At 63.2% G+C, this 15,627-nt stretch carries 14 protein-coding genes; 9 read left to right on the forward strand and 5 right to left on the reverse strand.

Going from position 1 to position 15,627, the window contains the following annotated elements:
- The first annotated feature begins 52 nt into the window (after nucleotides 1–52).
- The 5 genes from AB7Z56_RS13260 to AB7Z56_RS13280 all read left to right on the forward strand — a co-directional run bounded on the left by AB7Z56_RS13260 (nucleotide 53) and on the right by AB7Z56_RS13280 (nucleotide 3,928).
- Nucleotides 53–211: a hypothetical protein gene (locus AB7Z56_RS13260; RefSeq protein WP_155795055.1), complete on the forward strand. Its 159-nt coding sequence runs from the start codon at nucleotides 53–55 to the stop codon at nucleotides 209–211.
- Between the two features lie 22 nt (nucleotides 212–233).
- On the forward strand, nucleotides 234–1,205 hold the full coding sequence (locus AB7Z56_RS13265; protein ID WP_071911867.1) for a TRAP transporter substrate-binding protein: 972 nt from the start codon (nucleotides 234–236) through the stop codon (nucleotides 1,203–1,205).
- A gap of 62 nt (nucleotides 1,206–1,267) precedes the next feature.
- A complete protein-coding gene (locus AB7Z56_RS13270; RefSeq protein WP_354130613.1) occupies nucleotides 1,268–1,816 on the forward strand; it encodes a TRAP transporter small permease in 549 nt (182 codons plus the stop codon).
- A complete protein-coding gene (locus AB7Z56_RS13275) occupies nucleotides 1,807–3,099 on the forward strand; it encodes a TRAP transporter large permease (protein ID WP_028149682.1) in 1,293 nt (430 codons plus the stop codon). Before AB7Z56_RS13270 ends, AB7Z56_RS13275 begins: the two co-directional genes overlap by 10 nt.
- Before the next feature lie 22 nt (nucleotides 3,100–3,121).
- A complete protein-coding gene (locus AB7Z56_RS13280; protein WP_247303232.1) occupies nucleotides 3,122–3,928 on the forward strand; it encodes an SDR family NAD(P)-dependent oxidoreductase in 807 nt (268 codons plus the stop codon).
- A gap of 15 nt (nucleotides 3,929–3,943) precedes the next feature.
- Here AB7Z56_RS13280 and AB7Z56_RS13285 read toward each other — a convergent pair whose 3' ends face one another.
- Genes AB7Z56_RS13285 through AB7Z56_RS13300 form a run of 4 tightly spaced genes read right to left on the reverse strand, consistent with a single transcriptional unit; the run spans nucleotide 3,944 to nucleotide 8,225 of the window.
- Nucleotides 3,944–4,642 carry a molybdate ABC transporter substrate-binding protein gene (locus AB7Z56_RS13285; protein WP_354132212.1) on the reverse strand — a complete coding sequence of 233 codons (699 nt, stop codon included), beginning with the start codon at nucleotides 4,640–4,642 and terminating at the stop codon, nucleotides 3,944–3,946.
- Nucleotides 4,639–6,771 (reverse strand): xanthine dehydrogenase family protein molybdopterin-binding subunit, encoded by a 2,133-nt coding sequence (locus tag AB7Z56_RS13290; protein WP_354132213.1) that lies wholly within the window; start codon nucleotides 6,769–6,771, stop codon nucleotides 4,639–4,641. The genes AB7Z56_RS13285 and AB7Z56_RS13290 overlap by 4 nt, the downstream gene beginning before the upstream one ends.
- On the reverse strand, nucleotides 6,768–7,238 hold the full coding sequence (locus tag AB7Z56_RS13295; RefSeq protein ID WP_354132214.1) for a (2Fe-2S)-binding protein: 471 nt from the start codon (nucleotides 7,236–7,238) through the stop codon (nucleotides 6,768–6,770). Before AB7Z56_RS13295 ends, AB7Z56_RS13290 begins: the two co-directional genes overlap by 4 nt.
- Before the next feature lie 15 nt (nucleotides 7,239–7,253).
- Nucleotides 7,254–8,225 carry a Bug family tripartite tricarboxylate transporter substrate binding protein gene (locus AB7Z56_RS13300; protein ID WP_354142137.1) on the reverse strand — a complete coding sequence of 324 codons (972 nt, stop codon included), beginning with the start codon at nucleotides 8,223–8,225 and terminating at the stop codon, nucleotides 7,254–7,256.
- Between the two features lie 232 nt (nucleotides 8,226–8,457).
- Between AB7Z56_RS13300 and AB7Z56_RS13305 the strand changes: the two genes are divergently transcribed.
- Nucleotides 8,458–10,548, forward strand: a complete 2,091-nt coding sequence (locus AB7Z56_RS13305) for a molybdopterin oxidoreductase family protein (RefSeq protein ID WP_354142138.1) — start codon at nucleotides 8,458–8,460, stop codon at nucleotides 10,546–10,548.
- Between the two features lie 129 nt (nucleotides 10,549–10,677).
- Nucleotides 10,678–11,460, forward strand: coding sequence for an enoyl-CoA hydratase/isomerase family protein (locus AB7Z56_RS13310; protein ID WP_354142139.1), 783 nt, complete (start codon nucleotides 10,678–10,680; stop codon nucleotides 11,458–11,460).
- Between the two features lie 53 nt (nucleotides 11,461–11,513).
- On the opposite strand, the gene AB7Z56_RS13315 is transcribed toward AB7Z56_RS13310, so the two are convergent.
- A complete protein-coding gene (locus AB7Z56_RS13315; RefSeq protein ID WP_441256272.1) occupies nucleotides 11,514–12,737 on the reverse strand; it encodes a hypothetical protein in 1,224 nt (407 codons plus the stop codon).
- A 1,244-nt stretch (nucleotides 12,738–13,981) separates the two neighbouring features.
- Between AB7Z56_RS13315 and AB7Z56_RS13320 the strand changes: the two genes are divergently transcribed.
- Together AB7Z56_RS13320 and AB7Z56_RS13325 are read left to right on the forward strand one after the other, a co-directional pair.
- A complete protein-coding gene (locus AB7Z56_RS13320) occupies nucleotides 13,982–14,164 on the forward strand; it encodes a hypothetical protein (RefSeq protein WP_354142141.1) in 183 nt (60 codons plus the stop codon).
- Nucleotides 14,165–14,305: 141 nt separating this feature from the next.
- Entirely contained in the window at nucleotides 14,306–15,349 is a 1,044-nt protein-coding gene (locus AB7Z56_RS13325) for an IS110 family transposase (RefSeq protein WP_007594558.1), read from the forward strand.
- Nucleotides 15,350–15,627: the final 278 nt, after the last annotated feature.

Raw genomic sequence — 15,627 nt, forward strand, 5'->3', positions numbered from 1 at the left:
GATTAAAGGGAAGCCGGCACCTGCCGCGCCAGTCCCCGCCGGAGAGGGCGCGATGAAGCTCGCACCTTTCCTCGCCGTGATCATTCACCAGTCAAATCCGCTCGACTCCGCCGCGCAATCCTACCAAGGTGGTGCGTTTGCAACGCTTGACTTTACACCTGAAGTGGAGCGACCCAAGGCGGCCTGCAGCATCGGCCCGACAACGACATAATTAACTCAGGAGGAAGCCCCAGATGAAGACACTCACCGGCATCATCGCAGCCGCCGTACTGGCGGTCTCAGCGCCGCTGGCGACCGCACGCGATTTCCGCTCGGCCGACATCCACCCCGCCGATTATCCGACCGTCGAAGCCGTCAAGTTCATGGGCAAGCAGCTCGCAGCCGCGAGCGGCGGCAAGCTCGGTGTGAAGGTGTTTCCCAACGGAGCCCTGGGCTCGGAGAAGGACACCATCGAGCAGCTGAAGATCGGCGCGCTCGACATGATGCGGATCAACGCATCGCCGCTGAACAACTTCGTGCCCGAGACCATCGCGTTGTGCCTGCCCTTCGTGTTCCGGGACACGCAGCACATGCGCACGGTTCTCGATGGTCCGATCGGCGACGAAATCCTGGCGTCCATGGCGCCCGCGGGCCTGATCGGCCTTGCCTATTACGACAGCGGCGCCCGGTCCATTTACACCGTCAAGGCGCCGGTCAAATCGCTCGCCGACCTCAAGGGCCTGAAGATCCGCGTCCAGCAGTCCGACCTCTGGGTCGGCATGATCCAGAGCCTCGGCGCCAACCCGACACCGATGCCGTATGGCGAGGTCTATACCGCGCTCAAGACCGGCCTCGTGGACGCCGCCGAGAACAACTGGCCGTCCTACGAATCCTCGCGTCACTTCGAGGCCGCCAAGTTCTACAACGTCACCGAGCACTCGCTCGCGCCGGAAGTTCTCGTGATGTCCAAGACGGTCTGGGACACGTTGAGCAAGGAGGATCAGGCGATGGTCCGCAAGGCGGCCAAGGAATCGGTGCCCGTCATGCGCAAGCTCTGGGACGAGCGTGAGCAGGCCTCCCGCAAGACCGTCGAGGCGGCCGGCGTGCAGGTCGTAACGATCGCCAACAAGGCGGAATTCGTCGATGCGATGAAGCCGGTGTACGACAAGTTCGCCGGCGACGAGAAGCTGAAGGGCCTGGTCAAGCGTATCCAGGACACGAAGTAGGGCCACAGCGTCGGGTCCGGCGTCGCCGCGAGGCGGCGCCGGACCCCCGCAAGGAGACGCCGATGACAGACCCACATGTCGCAAGCCACGAGCAGGAGGTAACCGGCCGACCGTCGACCGGCTTGCTGTCGCGGATCAATGCCGTCGTTGCCCGCCTCGGCATGTATCTGTCCGTGACCGGCCTGCTCATCATCGTCACCATCGTGTTCTACCAGGTGTTCGGACGTTACGTGCTCAATTCCAGCCCGACCTGGACGGAGAACCTTGCGCTGGTCCTGATCCTGTATGTCACGCTGATCGGCGCCGCCGTCGGCGTTCGCGACGCTGGACACATCGGCATGGACAGTTTGCTGGTGATGCTTCCGGATCATCTGCGAGAGAAGATCGAGCTCGTGATCCACGTTCTGGTGGCCGTGTTCGGCATTGCGATGGCCTACAACGGCTGGATCCTCGGAGCGTCGGTCGGAACCGTGAAGATCCCCAATCTCGGGCTCCCCGAGGTCATCCGCTACGTCCCGCTGATCGCCTCCGGCGTCCTGATCGTCTCCTTTTCAATCGAGCACATCATTGCGCTCCTGCGCGGCGAAGAGGTCGTCCCCTCATGGAACTGATCATTCTGGGCGCGACCTTCTTCGGCTTCCTGATCCTCGGCGTACCCGTCGCCTTCGCGATCGGTCTCTCCGCGATCTGCACCATCCTCTACGAAGGCCTGCCGGTCGCAGTCATCTTCCAGCAGATGATGTCGGGGATGAACATCTTCTCCTTCCTCGCCATTCCGTTCTTCGTCTTCAGCGGTGAGCTGATGCTGCATGGCGGGGTCGCCGACAAGATCGTGCAGCTCGCCAAAAATCTCGTTGGGCACATCCGCGGCGGGCTCGGCATGTCGAACGTGGTCGCCTGCACGCTGTTCGGCGGCGTCTCCGGCTCGCCCGTGGCCGACGTGTCGGCGATGGGCGCGGTGATGATCCCGATGATGAAAAAGGAAGGGTTCGATACCGACTACGCCGTCAACGTCACCACCCATGCCTCCCTGGTGGGGGCGCTCATGCCGACCAGCCACAACATGATCATCTATGCGCTCGCCGCGGGCGGCAAGGTCTCGATCGGCGCGCTGATCGCCGCCGGACTTCTGCCGGCGATCGTGCTGATGGTGTGCATGCTGGTCGCCGCCTACGCGGTCGCGGTGAAGCGCGGCTATCCGGCCGGCAAGTTCCCGGGCTGGGCCGAGGTTTTCCGCTCGTTCGCGGCCGCGCTGCCCGGTCTGCTGATCGTCGGCATCATCCTGGCGGGCATCCTGTCCGGCGTCTTCACGGCGACCGAATCCGCAGCCGTCGCGGTCACCTACACGATCCTGCTGACCTTCTTCATCTACCGCACCATGACCCTGCCGAACTTCCTGCGGGCTGCCGCCAAGGCCGTGAAGACGACAGGCGTGGTGCTGCTGCTGATCGGCGTCTCCACCATGTTCCAGTATTTGATGGGACTCTACGAGGTGGCCGACTTCGCCGGCGACTTGATGAGCAAGGTGTCCTCGCAGCCCTGGGTCATCTTCCTGCTCATCAACGTCATCCTGTTCGTGCTCGGCACGTTCATGGACATGGCGGCGACCATCCTGATCTGCACCCCGATCTTCCTGCCGATCGCGATGAAGGCGGGCATGGATCCCGTGCAATTCGGCATGCTGATGCTGATCAACTGCGCGCTGGGGCTGAACACCCCGCCGGTCGGAACGACGCAGTTCGTCGGCTGCGCCATCGGCGGCATCTCGGTGGGCGCGGTGATGCGCACCATTCTGCCGTTCTATGCTGCCCTGATCGCAGCTCTGATGTTCGTGACCTACGTCCCCGCGTTCTCGCTGTGGCTGCCCCGCCTGCTGATGGGCTACAAGGGATAGCAGCAACAGGGAGAATCCGTTCGTGACTGACTATCGCAAGCTCTTCGATCTCACCGGCAAGACCGCCGTGGTGCTCGGCGCCGCCTCGGGCATCGGCAAATCGTCGGCCGAGGCGCTGGCCGGGCTCGGCGCCCGCGTCGTTTGCGCAGATCGTGCGCTTGACGCCGCCGAGGCGACGGCAGCCGGAATTCGCGACAAGGGCGGCTGGGCGGAAGCAGCTAGCTGCGACGCCGCGAGTGCTGCGGACGTCAATGCGCTCGCCAAGATCGTCATGCAGAAATTCTCGCGGCTCGACATCGCCGTGACGACGCCCGGGCTCAACATCCGCAAGACCATCCTCGACTACACCGAGGAGGATCTCGACCGCGTCCTCAACCTCAACATCAAGGGCACCGTCTGGTTCTTCCAGGCCTTCGGCCGCATCATGGTCGAGCAGAAGGGCGGCAGCATCATCGCCTGCTCCTCGGTGCGCGCGGTGACCATCGAGCCCGGTCTTGGCGTCTATGGCTCGACCAAGGCGGCGATCGGCCTGCTGGTGAAGGGTTTTGCTTCAGAGGTCGGCCACGCCGGCGTCCGCGTCAACGCGATCGCGCCGAGCATTGCGGAGACCGCGCTGACCGGCCCGTTCAAGCAGCGGCCCGATATCTACAATCTCTATGCCGGCCATACCGTGTTCAACCGCTGGAGCAGCGCCGACGAGGTCGCGACGGCGGTCGCCTATCTTGCTTCTGATGCCGCGAGCTATGTCAGCGGCAGCACGCTGTTCGTCGACGGCGGCTGGACCGCGGTCGATGGGCCGCCGACCGGTCTCACCCAGCTACACAAATAAGGCGGCCATCCGTATCTAGCCGGCAAAGCCGACGCGCTGGCGCAGCTCCTTCCGGTCTGCGCCGGTCAGCAGTGCGATCAGCGCGGCCGCTTCTGTCGGATGTGCGGCCCGCGCGGCCACGCCGGCCGTGTACATCGTCACGAGCTCGCAGCCCGGCGGCAGCGATCCTGACAGCGCGATGCCGTCGGTTGCGATGATCTCGGTCGCCTGGGTACATCCGATCGGCCGAGTTGCGGTGGACGCAGCAAGCTCGCGCATCGCGGTCGCGCCGTTCGGAAAGATCTTGAGACGCGATGCGACCTCATAGGCGATGCCGAGTTGATCCAGCACCTTTGCGACATGCTGTCCCGCGGTCGAGGCTTTGGTGTCCGGAACGTAGATGGCATCCGCGGATCGCAGCACCTCGCGGAGATCGGCCTCAGTCTTCACCGTGACTTTCGGATCGCGGTTATGGACCGCCAGCGCGGTCTCGACCCGGCCGATATCTGCGATCGAGGAGGGGACGACGAGCTTCTCCGCGGCGAGCTCCGCAAGGAGGGCCTGCGTCAGGATCACGAGATCGGCCGGCGTTCCCGCGCGCAGCTTGTCGGCCATGAGACCAACCGCGCCGAACTCACCGTCGATACTGAGGCCGGTCTGCGTCTTGAAGGGCTCGCTGAGGCCGCGCACCAGGCCTTGCGCCGCGCCGCCGCTCAAAATGGTCACTGTCGTCACGATGCAAGCTCCATGGCTGCGATGATCCTGTCGCGCGTGATCGGTAGGTCGCGCACGCGCGCGCCGAGGCAATCGTAGACCGCATTGGCGATCGCCGCCGTCACGGGACCGTGCGCGGCCTCGCCGGCGCCGACCGGCTCGATCTCCGGCCGCTGGATGATTTCGACATCCACCGCCGGCACCTCGCTGAAGGTCAGGATCGGATAGTCGGTCCAGGACGTTGATGTAATGTGCGTGCGATCGAAGCGCACGCGCTCCTTCAGCACCCAGCTCGTGGCCTGGATCGCACCGCCCTCGATCTGGTTGATGACGCCGTCCGGATTGATGGCCTCGCCGACGTCGACCGCAAGCGTCAACCGCCTGACGCGGATGTCGTCGGTGCCTTCGATCTCCGCGATGGCGGCGCAATAGGCGCCCGTGTTCTTGTAGCGGGCGAAGCCGACGCCGTGGCCGATGCCAGACTGTTTTTGCGGTTTCCACTGCGCGCGGCGTGCCGCGGCGCGAATGACGTCGCTGGCGCGCTCGTCGCGGAGATGACGCAGGCGAAACGCGATCGGGTCCTCGCCGCGCAGGACCGCGATCTCGTCGAGTATGGATTCGATCGCGAATACATTGCCTTGCCCGCCCAGGGTCCGCAGCGCCGACGTGCGCACCGGCATCGTCAGCAGCCGGTGGCTCGTGATGGTCCAGGCCGGAAGGTCGTAGAGTGGAACGGAGTTGCGGTCGCCGCCCCCGCCATTGGCGGCCGGTGGATTCGTCGAGATCATGCGCGGGTAGGGGTTCGCGATCTCGGTCGCCGCAAGCAGCGCCGGCTGCGCCGCGCGTCCCGGGCGCGCGGCGTGGCCGTTGCTCCAGATCGCATGGCGCCAGCCGACGATCTCGCTGTCCGCATCGAGGTCGGCCTCGATCTCGATGGCCATCGCTGCGCCGAACGGCGCATGAGACATCTCGTCATGGCGCAACCACTGCACCCGCACCGGGCGGCCGCCGGCGGCTTTCGCCAGCAACACGGCATCGAGCGCGACGTCGTCGGCCGCATTGTGTCCGTAGCAGCCGGCCCCCTCCATATGCTCGACGACGATGTTCTCGGCCGGCAGTTCGAGCACGATCGCAAGATCGGCGCGCAGCAGAAAGACGCCCTGGCTGTGGGTCCAGACATGGATACGATCGCCGTCCCATCGCGCCATGGCGCAGGACGGCGCGATCGAGGCATGTGCGATGTAGGGACGGGTGTATTGCCGGCGAAGGGTGCGCGCAGCTCTCTTCGTCGTTGCCGCTGCCCTGGCGTCGATGACGGTGGTTTCGACCGGCTGGCTCTTCAGAAAGCCCGCGAGATCGTCTTCGTCGGGCAACGGCTCGCCGGCCGACCAGGTTGCGCTCTTGCGCAAGGCTTTCAGTGCGGCTTCCGCCGAAGCCTCGCTATCGGCAACCACGCCGGCAAAGCCGCCGTCGCGGACGATCGCGACGAGGCCGGGAACGACGCGCGCCGCCGTCTCGTCGAGCGCGATCAGCCTGGGACCCGAGATGTCAGGCCGCAGCACGCGGCCGTGCACCAGGTCCGGCAATGCACAATCGTGAATGAAGCGCGGTCGCGCAAACACCTTGTCGGGAATGTCGACCCGCTGGACCGAATGTCCGGCGACACCGCGTGTGGCAGCGGGCTTCGCGACGGCGCCCGCGGTGGCGTCGCGGTCGAGCAAGACGTCGCCAGCCAGCTCCCAATAGCTGGTCCTGACGTTGCCGGGACCCGAGATCGTGCCGTCATCGACATCGAGCAGCGCCGCATCGACGCCGAGACGCTCCGATGCGGCTGCGAGGAAGCGCTGGCGCACCTCGGCGCAGACGTGTCGCAGCGCGCGGCCGGACTGCTGGACCGAAAGACTGCCCGAGGTGACGCCCTCGTTCGGGCTGGTCGCCGTCGAGGCGCGGATCAGCTCGATCCTGCCGATATCGACGTCAAGCTCGTCTGCGGCGATCTGCGCCAGCGCCGTGACGATGCCCTGGCCGATCTCGACCTTGCCGGGTGAGATTGCGACACCGCCTTCGCCGCTGAACCGCACCCAGGACGACAGCTTTGGATTGGCCGCGAGGCTAACCGGCAGTTTCGGGACAGGGGACGGCAGACTCATGACGTCGCCGTCTCCGCTGCCGCGCGCAGCACGGCGCGGACCATGCGATTGTGCGATCCGCAGCGGCACAGATTGCGATCGAGCGCGGCTCTGACCTCAGTCTCCGTCGGCGACGGATTGCGCTTCAGCAGCGCCGCCGCGCTGATGAGGATCCCCGAGACGCAGTAGCCGCATTGCATCGCCTGCTCGGAGACGAAGGCGCGTTGCAGCGGATGCGGCTCCTCGGCCGTGCCGAGGCCCTCCACCGTGAGGACGTCCTTGTCCGCCACCGACCACATCGGCATGTCGCAGGAGGCCATCGCGCGGTCGCCGACCATGACGTAACAGGCCCCGCACTCACCGGCCCCGCAGCCGAAATGCGGACCGGTGACGCCGAGCCGGCCGCGCAGCACATCGAGCAGCGTCTGGTCGAGATCGGCCTCCACGGCCATCGCCGCGCCGTTGAGCTGAAATTGAATGGTCGGCATGATCGCTCCGCGACCTCAGGACTTGTCGAACTTCTTGACGACATCGGCCCATTTCTCGATATCGCCGCGAAGGAATTTTTCGAATTCCTCCGGCGTCATGGACATGGGTACGGCACCCTGCTCGGTCCAGAGCTTTACGATGTCCGGTCGCTTCACCATTGCGTTTACGGCGGCATTGAGCCTGTCGATGACGGGCTTCGGCGTGCCGGCCGGGGCCATCAGGCCAAGCCAGATCGTGGCCTCATAGCCTGCGACGCCGGCTTCGCCCGCGGTCGGCACGTTCGGCAGCACGGCCGAGCGCTCCTTGCCGGTGGTCGCGAGCGCGCGGACCTGGTTCTCGGCGATATTCGGCGCCATCGCCGGCACGGCGTCGATCATCATCTGCACCTGTCCACCGATCACGCCGCTGCGCGCCTCGCCGCTGTTGCGGTAGGGCACGTGGACGACGTCGATGCCGGCCATGGCTTTGAACAGCTCGCCGGCCATGTGATAGGGCGTGCCCTGGCCGGAGGAGGCGTAGTTCAGCTTGCCCGGCTGCGATTTGGCGAGCGCGATGAACTCCTGCAGCGTCTTCGCCGGAACTTGCGGGTTCACCACGATGACGAGGTCGGAGTAGTTCACCGGCGCGATCGGCGCGAGGTCGCGCATCAGCTCGTATTTGCGCTTGTCCGGCGTCAATAGCGATTCATTCGCGGTCTGGGTGTTGGACATCATCAGCAGCGTGTAGCCGTCGGCCGGCGACTTCGCCGCTTCGACCGTGCCGATGACGCCGCCCGCGCCGGTGCGGTTCTCGACCACGAAGGGCTGGCCAAATCTCTCCTGGAGCACGTTGCCGATCAGCCGGGCCGCGACGTCCGCCGGCCCACCGGCGCCAAAGGGGACCACGATCCGGACGGCGTGGGTCGGGTAATCCTGTGCGAATGAGGGGGCCGCGGCGAATGCACCGAGCAGACCGGCGAGCGCCAGCATCAATCTTCGGGCCGTCATGCCCACCTCCCTGTTGTCGTTCTTGTTGCCTGGCAATGTAGCGGCAGGAGATACGGACTGTCGACGGCTCACAAAGCCGATCGCGCCGGGAATATTGGGCCGTTTTCGGTGTGGCCGCACCGCTCTTCGCGTCGCGGCAGGAACCGGCAGGGCACGTGATCTGAGCAAATCGCATGGGCATTGCCGGATAAATGCCCTCGGCTGGCTGCTATTTTGATGTTACGAACTGGACATGAACCAGCACGCCAAGATCGAAATCCGCCATTCGACCTGTCCGCATGACTGCCCCTCGGCCTGCGCGCTCGACATCGAGGTGGTCGAAGGCCGAAGCATTGGCCGCGTCCGAGGTTCGAAAAAGCAGACCTACACGGCTGGCGTCGTCTGCGCCAAGGTCGCCCGTTACGCCGAGCGCATCCATCACCCCGAGCGGCTGATGTATCCGATGCGCCGTACCGGGCCGAAGGGCTCCGGGCAGTTCGCGCGGATCTCCTGGGACGAGGCGCTGGACGAGATCGCAGATCGCTTCAACCAGGCCGAGCGCGAGTACGGCGCGGAATCGATCTGGCCTTATTACTACGCCGGCACGATGGGGCTGGTGATGCGCGACGGCCTCAATCGCCTCACGCATGTGAAGAAATATTCGCGCTTCTATCAGACCATCTGTGCCAATGTCGGGCGCATCGGGTTCGCGATCGGCACCGGCAAGATTGCCGGCGTCGATCCGCGCGAGATGGCGCTCTCCGATCTCGTCGTGATCTGGGGCACCAACCCGGTCAACACGCAGGTCAACGTGATGACGCATGCCGCGCGTGCGCGGAAGGAGCGCGGCGCCAAGATTGCCGCCGTCGACATCTACGACAACGAGACCATGAAGCAGGCTGACATCAAGATCATCCTGCGGCCCGGCACCGATGGCGCCTTCGCGTGCGGCGTGATGCATGCCCTGTTCCGCGATGGCTACGCCGACCGCGCCTATATGGACAAGTACACGGACTGCCCCGATGAGCTCGAGGCGCATCTGAAGACGCGGACGCCGGAGTGGGCGTCCGCGATCTCAGGCGTGCCGGTATCCGAGATCGAGGCCTTTGCGAAACTGGTCGGCGAGACCAAACGGACCTTCTTCCGGCTCGGCTACGGCTTCACCCGCTCGCGCAACGGCGCTACGCAGATGCATGCGGCGCTCTGCGTTCCCGCGGTGACCGGCGCCTGGCAGTATGAAGGCGGTGGCGCCTTTTTCAACAATTACGCGCTGTGGCACTTCAATGAATCCCTCATCGAGGGCCACGACGCGATCGACAAGGCCACGCGCGCGCTCGACCAGTCGCAGATCGGCCGCATCCTCACCGGCGATGCCGAGGCCTTGCTCGGAAAGGGGCCGATCAAGGCGATGCTGATCCAGAACACCAATCCGATGACGGTGGCACCGGAGCAGGCGCTGGTGCGTCAGGGGTTTGCGCGCGAGGATCTGTTCGTGGCGGTGCACGAGCAGTTCATGACCGAGACGGCCGAGATGGCCGACATCGTGCTGCCGGCGACCATGTTCATGGAGCATGACGATCTCTATTACGGCGGTGGCCACCAGCACATCTCGGTCGGGCCGAAGCTGATCGACCCGCCCGGCGAATGCCGCTCCAACCATCAGGTCATGCAGGCGCTGGCGCCGCGGCTTGGCGCGAAGCATCCGGGCTTCGAAATGACGCCGCGCGAATTGATCGACGCGACGCTGAAGCTCAGCAACCGCGGCGACATCGCTGGTCTCGAAGCCGACATCTGGCGCGATTTGCAACCGGACTTCCGGACCTCGCATTATCTCGACGGCTTTGCCCATGCCGACAAGAAATTCCATTTCAAGGCCGATTGGGCGCATCCGCCGTTCGGCCAGACGATGGGCGATTTCGACAAGATGCCGTCGCTGCCGGATCATTGGGCAGTGATCGAGCATACCGATCAAGCCCATCCGTTCCGGCTCGCGACCAGTCCCTCGCGCAGCTTCCTCAACACCACCTTCAACGAGACGCCGTCCTCGCAGGCGCGCGAGGGCAAGGCGAGCGTGATGATCCACCCCCTGGATGCGGCTGCGCTCGATATCGCCGACGGCGACGCCGTGACGCTCGGCAATACCCGCGGCGAGACCACGCTGCTCGCAACGCTGTTCGACGGCGTGCGGCGCGGCGTGCTGATCGCGGAATCCGTTCACCCGAACAAGAATCATATCGGCGGCCGCGGCATCAACGTGCTGACTGGAGCCGATACGATCGCGCCGATCGGGGGAGCTGCATTCCACGACAACAAGGTCTGGATCAGGAAAACGGTCTCGGCCTGAGCGCACGCTTCGCTCGCCCGCCAATTTGTGTCGAGGCGCTAAAGCAAGACCTCGTCGCAGATTGCCCTTGCGCCTGCCGCCCGAGCTGCCGCAAATGGCTGCAAACGGGAGCAAGGAAGCGAGGGTACCATGACCGACACCACAGCAATCATCACCGAAAAGCGTGGGCAGGCGTTCTGGATCACCATCAACCGGCCGGAGAAACGCAACGCGCTGAACGGCGAGGTCATCGCCGGCATCACCAAAGGGTATCGCGACGCGCATGACGACAAGGACGTCCGCGTCATCGTGCTGACGGGGGCAGGCGACAAGGCGTTCTGCGCCGGTGCCGACTTGCAGAATTCCGGCGCGGCGTTCGCGATGGATCATTCCAAGCCGAATGTCGACTATGCCGATCTGCTGCGGTTGTCACAGAACGCCACCAAGCCGGCGATTGCGCGGGTCGGTGGCGTCTGCATGGCCGGCGGCATGGGCCTGTTGTGCATGACCGACATGGCGATTGCGGCCGATCACGTCATCTTCGGCCTGCCGGAGGTGAAGGTCGGCGTATTCCCGATGCAGGTGCTGAGCCTGTTGCAGAGCATCGCGCCGCCGCGACTCGTCAACGAATGGGCGCTCACCGGCGAGCCGTTTGACGCGAAAGCGGCGCAAGGAGCCGGCCTGCTCAACTACGTCGTATCCACAGCCGAGCTCGACTCCAAGGTCGACTGGCTGATCGGCCGCATCATCGACAAGTCCCCGACCGCGATCCGCCGCGGCAAATACGCCATGCGCGCCATCGCCTCGATGTCGTTCGACGAGAGCATCGCCTACACCGAAAGCCAGATCGCGCTGCTCGCAATGACCGAGGACGCGAAGGAAGGCCTGAAGGCCTTCGGTGAGAAGAGGAAGCCGTCGTGGACGGGAAAATAGGCGATGCATTCATTAGATTACATTCGTCAGATTCTACGTCGTGCGATACACCTTCATCCCGAGGGACGATTGGCGTTTAGTCGAACAAGGAGTGATCTTGTCCGCTCCTCGCGGCGCTTCTTTGTGGCCTTGATCAATTGCTTACCGGTGCGCTTAGCGTAGGTTGGCAGTTGGCGGCTTGATCTATGACGGCCAGCGGCGCGCAACTCTGCATCCGTGAGGTCGCTGTCGGCGCCTTCGGTGAATCCTCCGTGTCGGAAGGAAGTAAAGGAAAGTTCCTGACGAAGGCCAGCCTCTGCGATTATCTTCTTTACGATGCTGCGTAGATAGCGCAGGTCCTTGCGTGGGGTAATCCATGGAAGCGGGGTTGCCGACCGACGATGCGCATGGTCACGTCGGAACACGAGGCCCGAGATCGAGGTCTTTTTAATCTCGTCGAGCTCGTCCATAAGTTCAGGAAAGAGAGGGGCGCCCTTTTCGTCTGACAGCGGCCACCAGGCTTCCTCTCCATTTTTTGGATGTACGATTTTGACGCTATTTGGCCGCTCGCTAGGGCGATAGTGCGAAATGTCGAGGGCGCCGAACACGTGCTGCTCTCGTTGCAACCACTCCCACGACAACAAGGCAGCAGTTCCGATCGAGCGATAGTCGAGCCTTATTGCGGCAGCTCTGAACGCGACGAGTTCATCCCAGGTTGCGGTCGGTGTGGGCCGTATCGGCCGTCCGGGCGCACGTGATCTTAATCCCATCCGTGAAAATGGATTGCTCGCCGGTACCATCTTTTCTTGGGCGCGCTGGCCAACGAACCACGCGCGCCGGCAGGACGCCATGGCCAGATTTGCATAACGACGACGCTCGCGGACGATCACATCTCCATTGCTGCTTACTTTTGTTACCACTAGCAGCTTCCCATACACTGCGTCGACGAAGGCTTTCGTGAAAGCGGACAGTTGCTTCGACCCAGCGCGACTTCCATCTTTCAATTCGTGGTTGGCGAAAAGTGCGAGGCTTTTCCTGTACTGACGCTGAGTGTTGCTGTCGATTTCGTCCCACTTCTGGTGAGCTTGGAAGATGCCGACTAGCCAATCGAACGTGCCGGGTTCGGGAGAGGCGGGCATCAGGTCACTTAAACCTCGTGAGCGCCAGCTGTCGAACGCGGGCAAGAGGACCTTCTCAACACGCTCGACGGCGTTGGCGTAATCGCTTCCTAACGCTTCAGGGCCTAAATCGCAGCCCTGTCGACGAGCCCAGGTTGGCGGTTCAAAATAATAAGCCATCCGATTGTTCGCCAATAGTTTTCGTCGACAATATCGAGGAAGCGCTGGTGCCGTATCAAATGACATCATACGAGGCATAAGAGGTCCTCCGGTTCTCTAAGATCTCCTGTTACGATAGGCGTTGCGAACTGATCCATGGCCGCCTTCGACCAAACTGGCTGCCGTAGCCGTCCTGTTCCGCGACAGCTGAGGGGTGGCGGTGCGTCTCCTCGACCGATTGCGCGCGCGAGTTCGCTTGTGTCCCCGAAGTCCAGGTAGGCGGCGGCCATGTCCGCTCTCATCATCGCGGGCCAGAGTCCAGCGGGTGGGTAGCGGGCAGGCAGCGCGGGGCGCGGTGAAAATGGGCGGTCTGATCTCACTGTTGGGTGCCCGTTTGGTGCAACAAGAGCTGAATTTGCAGAAGAACGACGTCCGATCTGGAAGATCTAGGTTGCTCTCGGCTTGTGGTCGGTGGAGCGGGAGTTGGGGTGGGTCCTAAAGGGACTTTTACGGTGAAAGAGTTTTCCTCTCTACTGCGCAGTGCGGCTTGACGGCGATAGGCCAAAATAGCGTGCAAAAAGGAGACCTTTGGCGTGCAGTTCTCGAGGAGAACCAATTTTGATCGGCGAAATCCCCAAAAGGCGGCAATAGTTATTGTTTCGGTTGCGGTCGTCGGGGGACCGCTAGCAGGCAGTCAGCTGCTTTGGATGCATGATCAATGGCCTATCCGACAGATTCGATCGTGAACTTGCATTAAGGGTCTTGGACAGGATTCCAGTGTCGGAATTTGGATGTGCGCCCTGCACCAGGCCGGCCATTATCGACGCAGATCCAATTCGAGCACGTGCTCAGCCGGCCTCATGCGACGGTGGGGCTCGGCCGTTAATCAGCAAATGCGGTGGTCAAGGTTCATACAAACTCAAGAAAGAAAAACTCCGGTCGGTGGTGCGGACCTCGGCGAATGGCTTGTGCTTCACGGACTTGCGCTGGATTGGCCTCAAATGCTCGAAAGGCAGATATGGTGCAGACTTCAGCACAGTGCCGAGCGCGCCGGTCGAGGAAGCTGGAAGGGCAGCTTAGTCGAGCCGTGGTTTACCGCGCCTCGTCCGCGCGAACGGCAAGCCAGCCGCCTGCTCGGATGATGCAGAGTCCCGTCCGTAATCGGCTATCACCGCGCGTTGGATTTTGCAGGTGACGCTGGCCTGCTCTGGGCGACTCGCGCTAACCAATCGTCATCGATTGCCTAACTGCATGATAGGGACGACATGGTTGCAGCCACCCGTGAACTGCCATCTTCAGGTTACGCCCTCGAGGTGGATGGCCGACTGAAAGCCGAATCCGCAACCCGCGACGGCGCCAGGACAGGTGGAGAAGAGTTGAAGAAGCATTTCTCGATGCTTCAGATCAGGATCTATGACGCGCAGACGAATGCGCGCCAGGGGGTTTAGATCCTCCGATTGGCGGATTTTTTCGCTTGCGCGCGTGCGGCTTACGCTGCACCGGGCTCTCGTGTTGGGGTGGACGGCCCCCTTCCGCCGGTCTGCGTGGCAGGATGGGGTCGTCGATGACCTCAAACGAAGGAGCCGCCCGTGGAAACGATTGTTCGTATCGGTTTGGACACGTCAAAGAGCGTATTTCAGTTGCATGGCGTTGACGGGATGGAGCAGCCGGTCTTGCGACGCAAGTTGAGACGCGGCCAGGTTCTGGCGTTCTTCGGCCGTCTGCCGCCTACGCTTGTCGCGATGGAGGCTTGCGGAGCGTCGCACTATTGGGCGAGGGAGCTGCGTTCGCTGGGGCATGAGGTGGCGATGATCCCGCCGCAATATGTCAAACCGTACGTGCAACGTGGGAAATCCGATGCGGCGGACGCCGAGGCGATTTGCGAAGCCGCGAGTCGACCGAAATTGCAGAAGAACTTCGTGCCAATCAAAAGTCCCGAGCAGCAGGGCGCACAGATGCTGACTCGTGTACGCAACCAGTTCATTGGCAGGCGCACCCAGCTCGCCAATTCGATCCGCGGCTACGCCGCAGAGTTCGGCTTTACCGCGCCCAAGGGGCTTTCAAGGCTTCCGCAATTGCTGATCGATATTAGGGCTGATGCGACAGTCCCGGACTTGGCGATGGAGTTGATAGAGGCGTTGGCTGCAGAAATGGCGCGCGTCGATGATCAAATCGTTACGCTCGACAAGAAGCTCATGCAACTCCATCGGAGCAGCGAGATGAGCCGAAGACTTGCGACCATTCCAGGAATTGGTCCGATCGGCGCGACGCTGCTGTCAATCAAGGTCGTGGATGCGCGCGGATTCAAGTCGGCAAGAAACTTTGCCGCGTGGCTTGGCCTGACGCCAAAGAATCACTCGACGGCCGGCAAGAATCGGCTCGGGGTCATCACCCGCGCCGGCGACGGCATGTTGCGAACCGTTTTGGTAGCTGGCGCGACGGCAGTGATCGCGGATATGCGACGACGCGGGAGTCGCCCTTGGTCCTGGCTGAAAGACATGATCGCTCGCAAGCCGCCAAAGCTGGTGGCGATAGCGTTAGCAAACAAGCTGGCGCGGATTGCTTGGAAACTGATGGTCAGCGGCGAACGGTACCGGCCTGCGAGCGCCGTACCGATGCCAACGCCGACATAGACTTGAACGACAAAAAGAGCTTGGCGTCAGACGGGCAGATCTGACGCTGGGGCCGGAACTTGCAGGAAAGGAAGAGGTGGTACGTTCGGCGCGAGCCGGTCATGTGAGACACTCCGCTCGGTTTACCGGCAGCAAATGCCGCTCTCGTGTTTGGAGCTCACTGTCCGCGAAGCCCATCTTGGCCAGTGGTCGCAAGACCCGATAATAGGCCGGACATATGAGCGCAAGCGATCCGAGCATGCTGCCCGAGCCAATCCTTGCAAGTCGGGGGCCGTCCA

Source organism: Bradyrhizobium sp. 482_C4_N1_8 (assembly GCF_052075965.1).
GTDB lineage: Bacteria > Pseudomonadota > Alphaproteobacteria > Rhizobiales > Xanthobacteraceae > Bradyrhizobium > Bradyrhizobium barranii.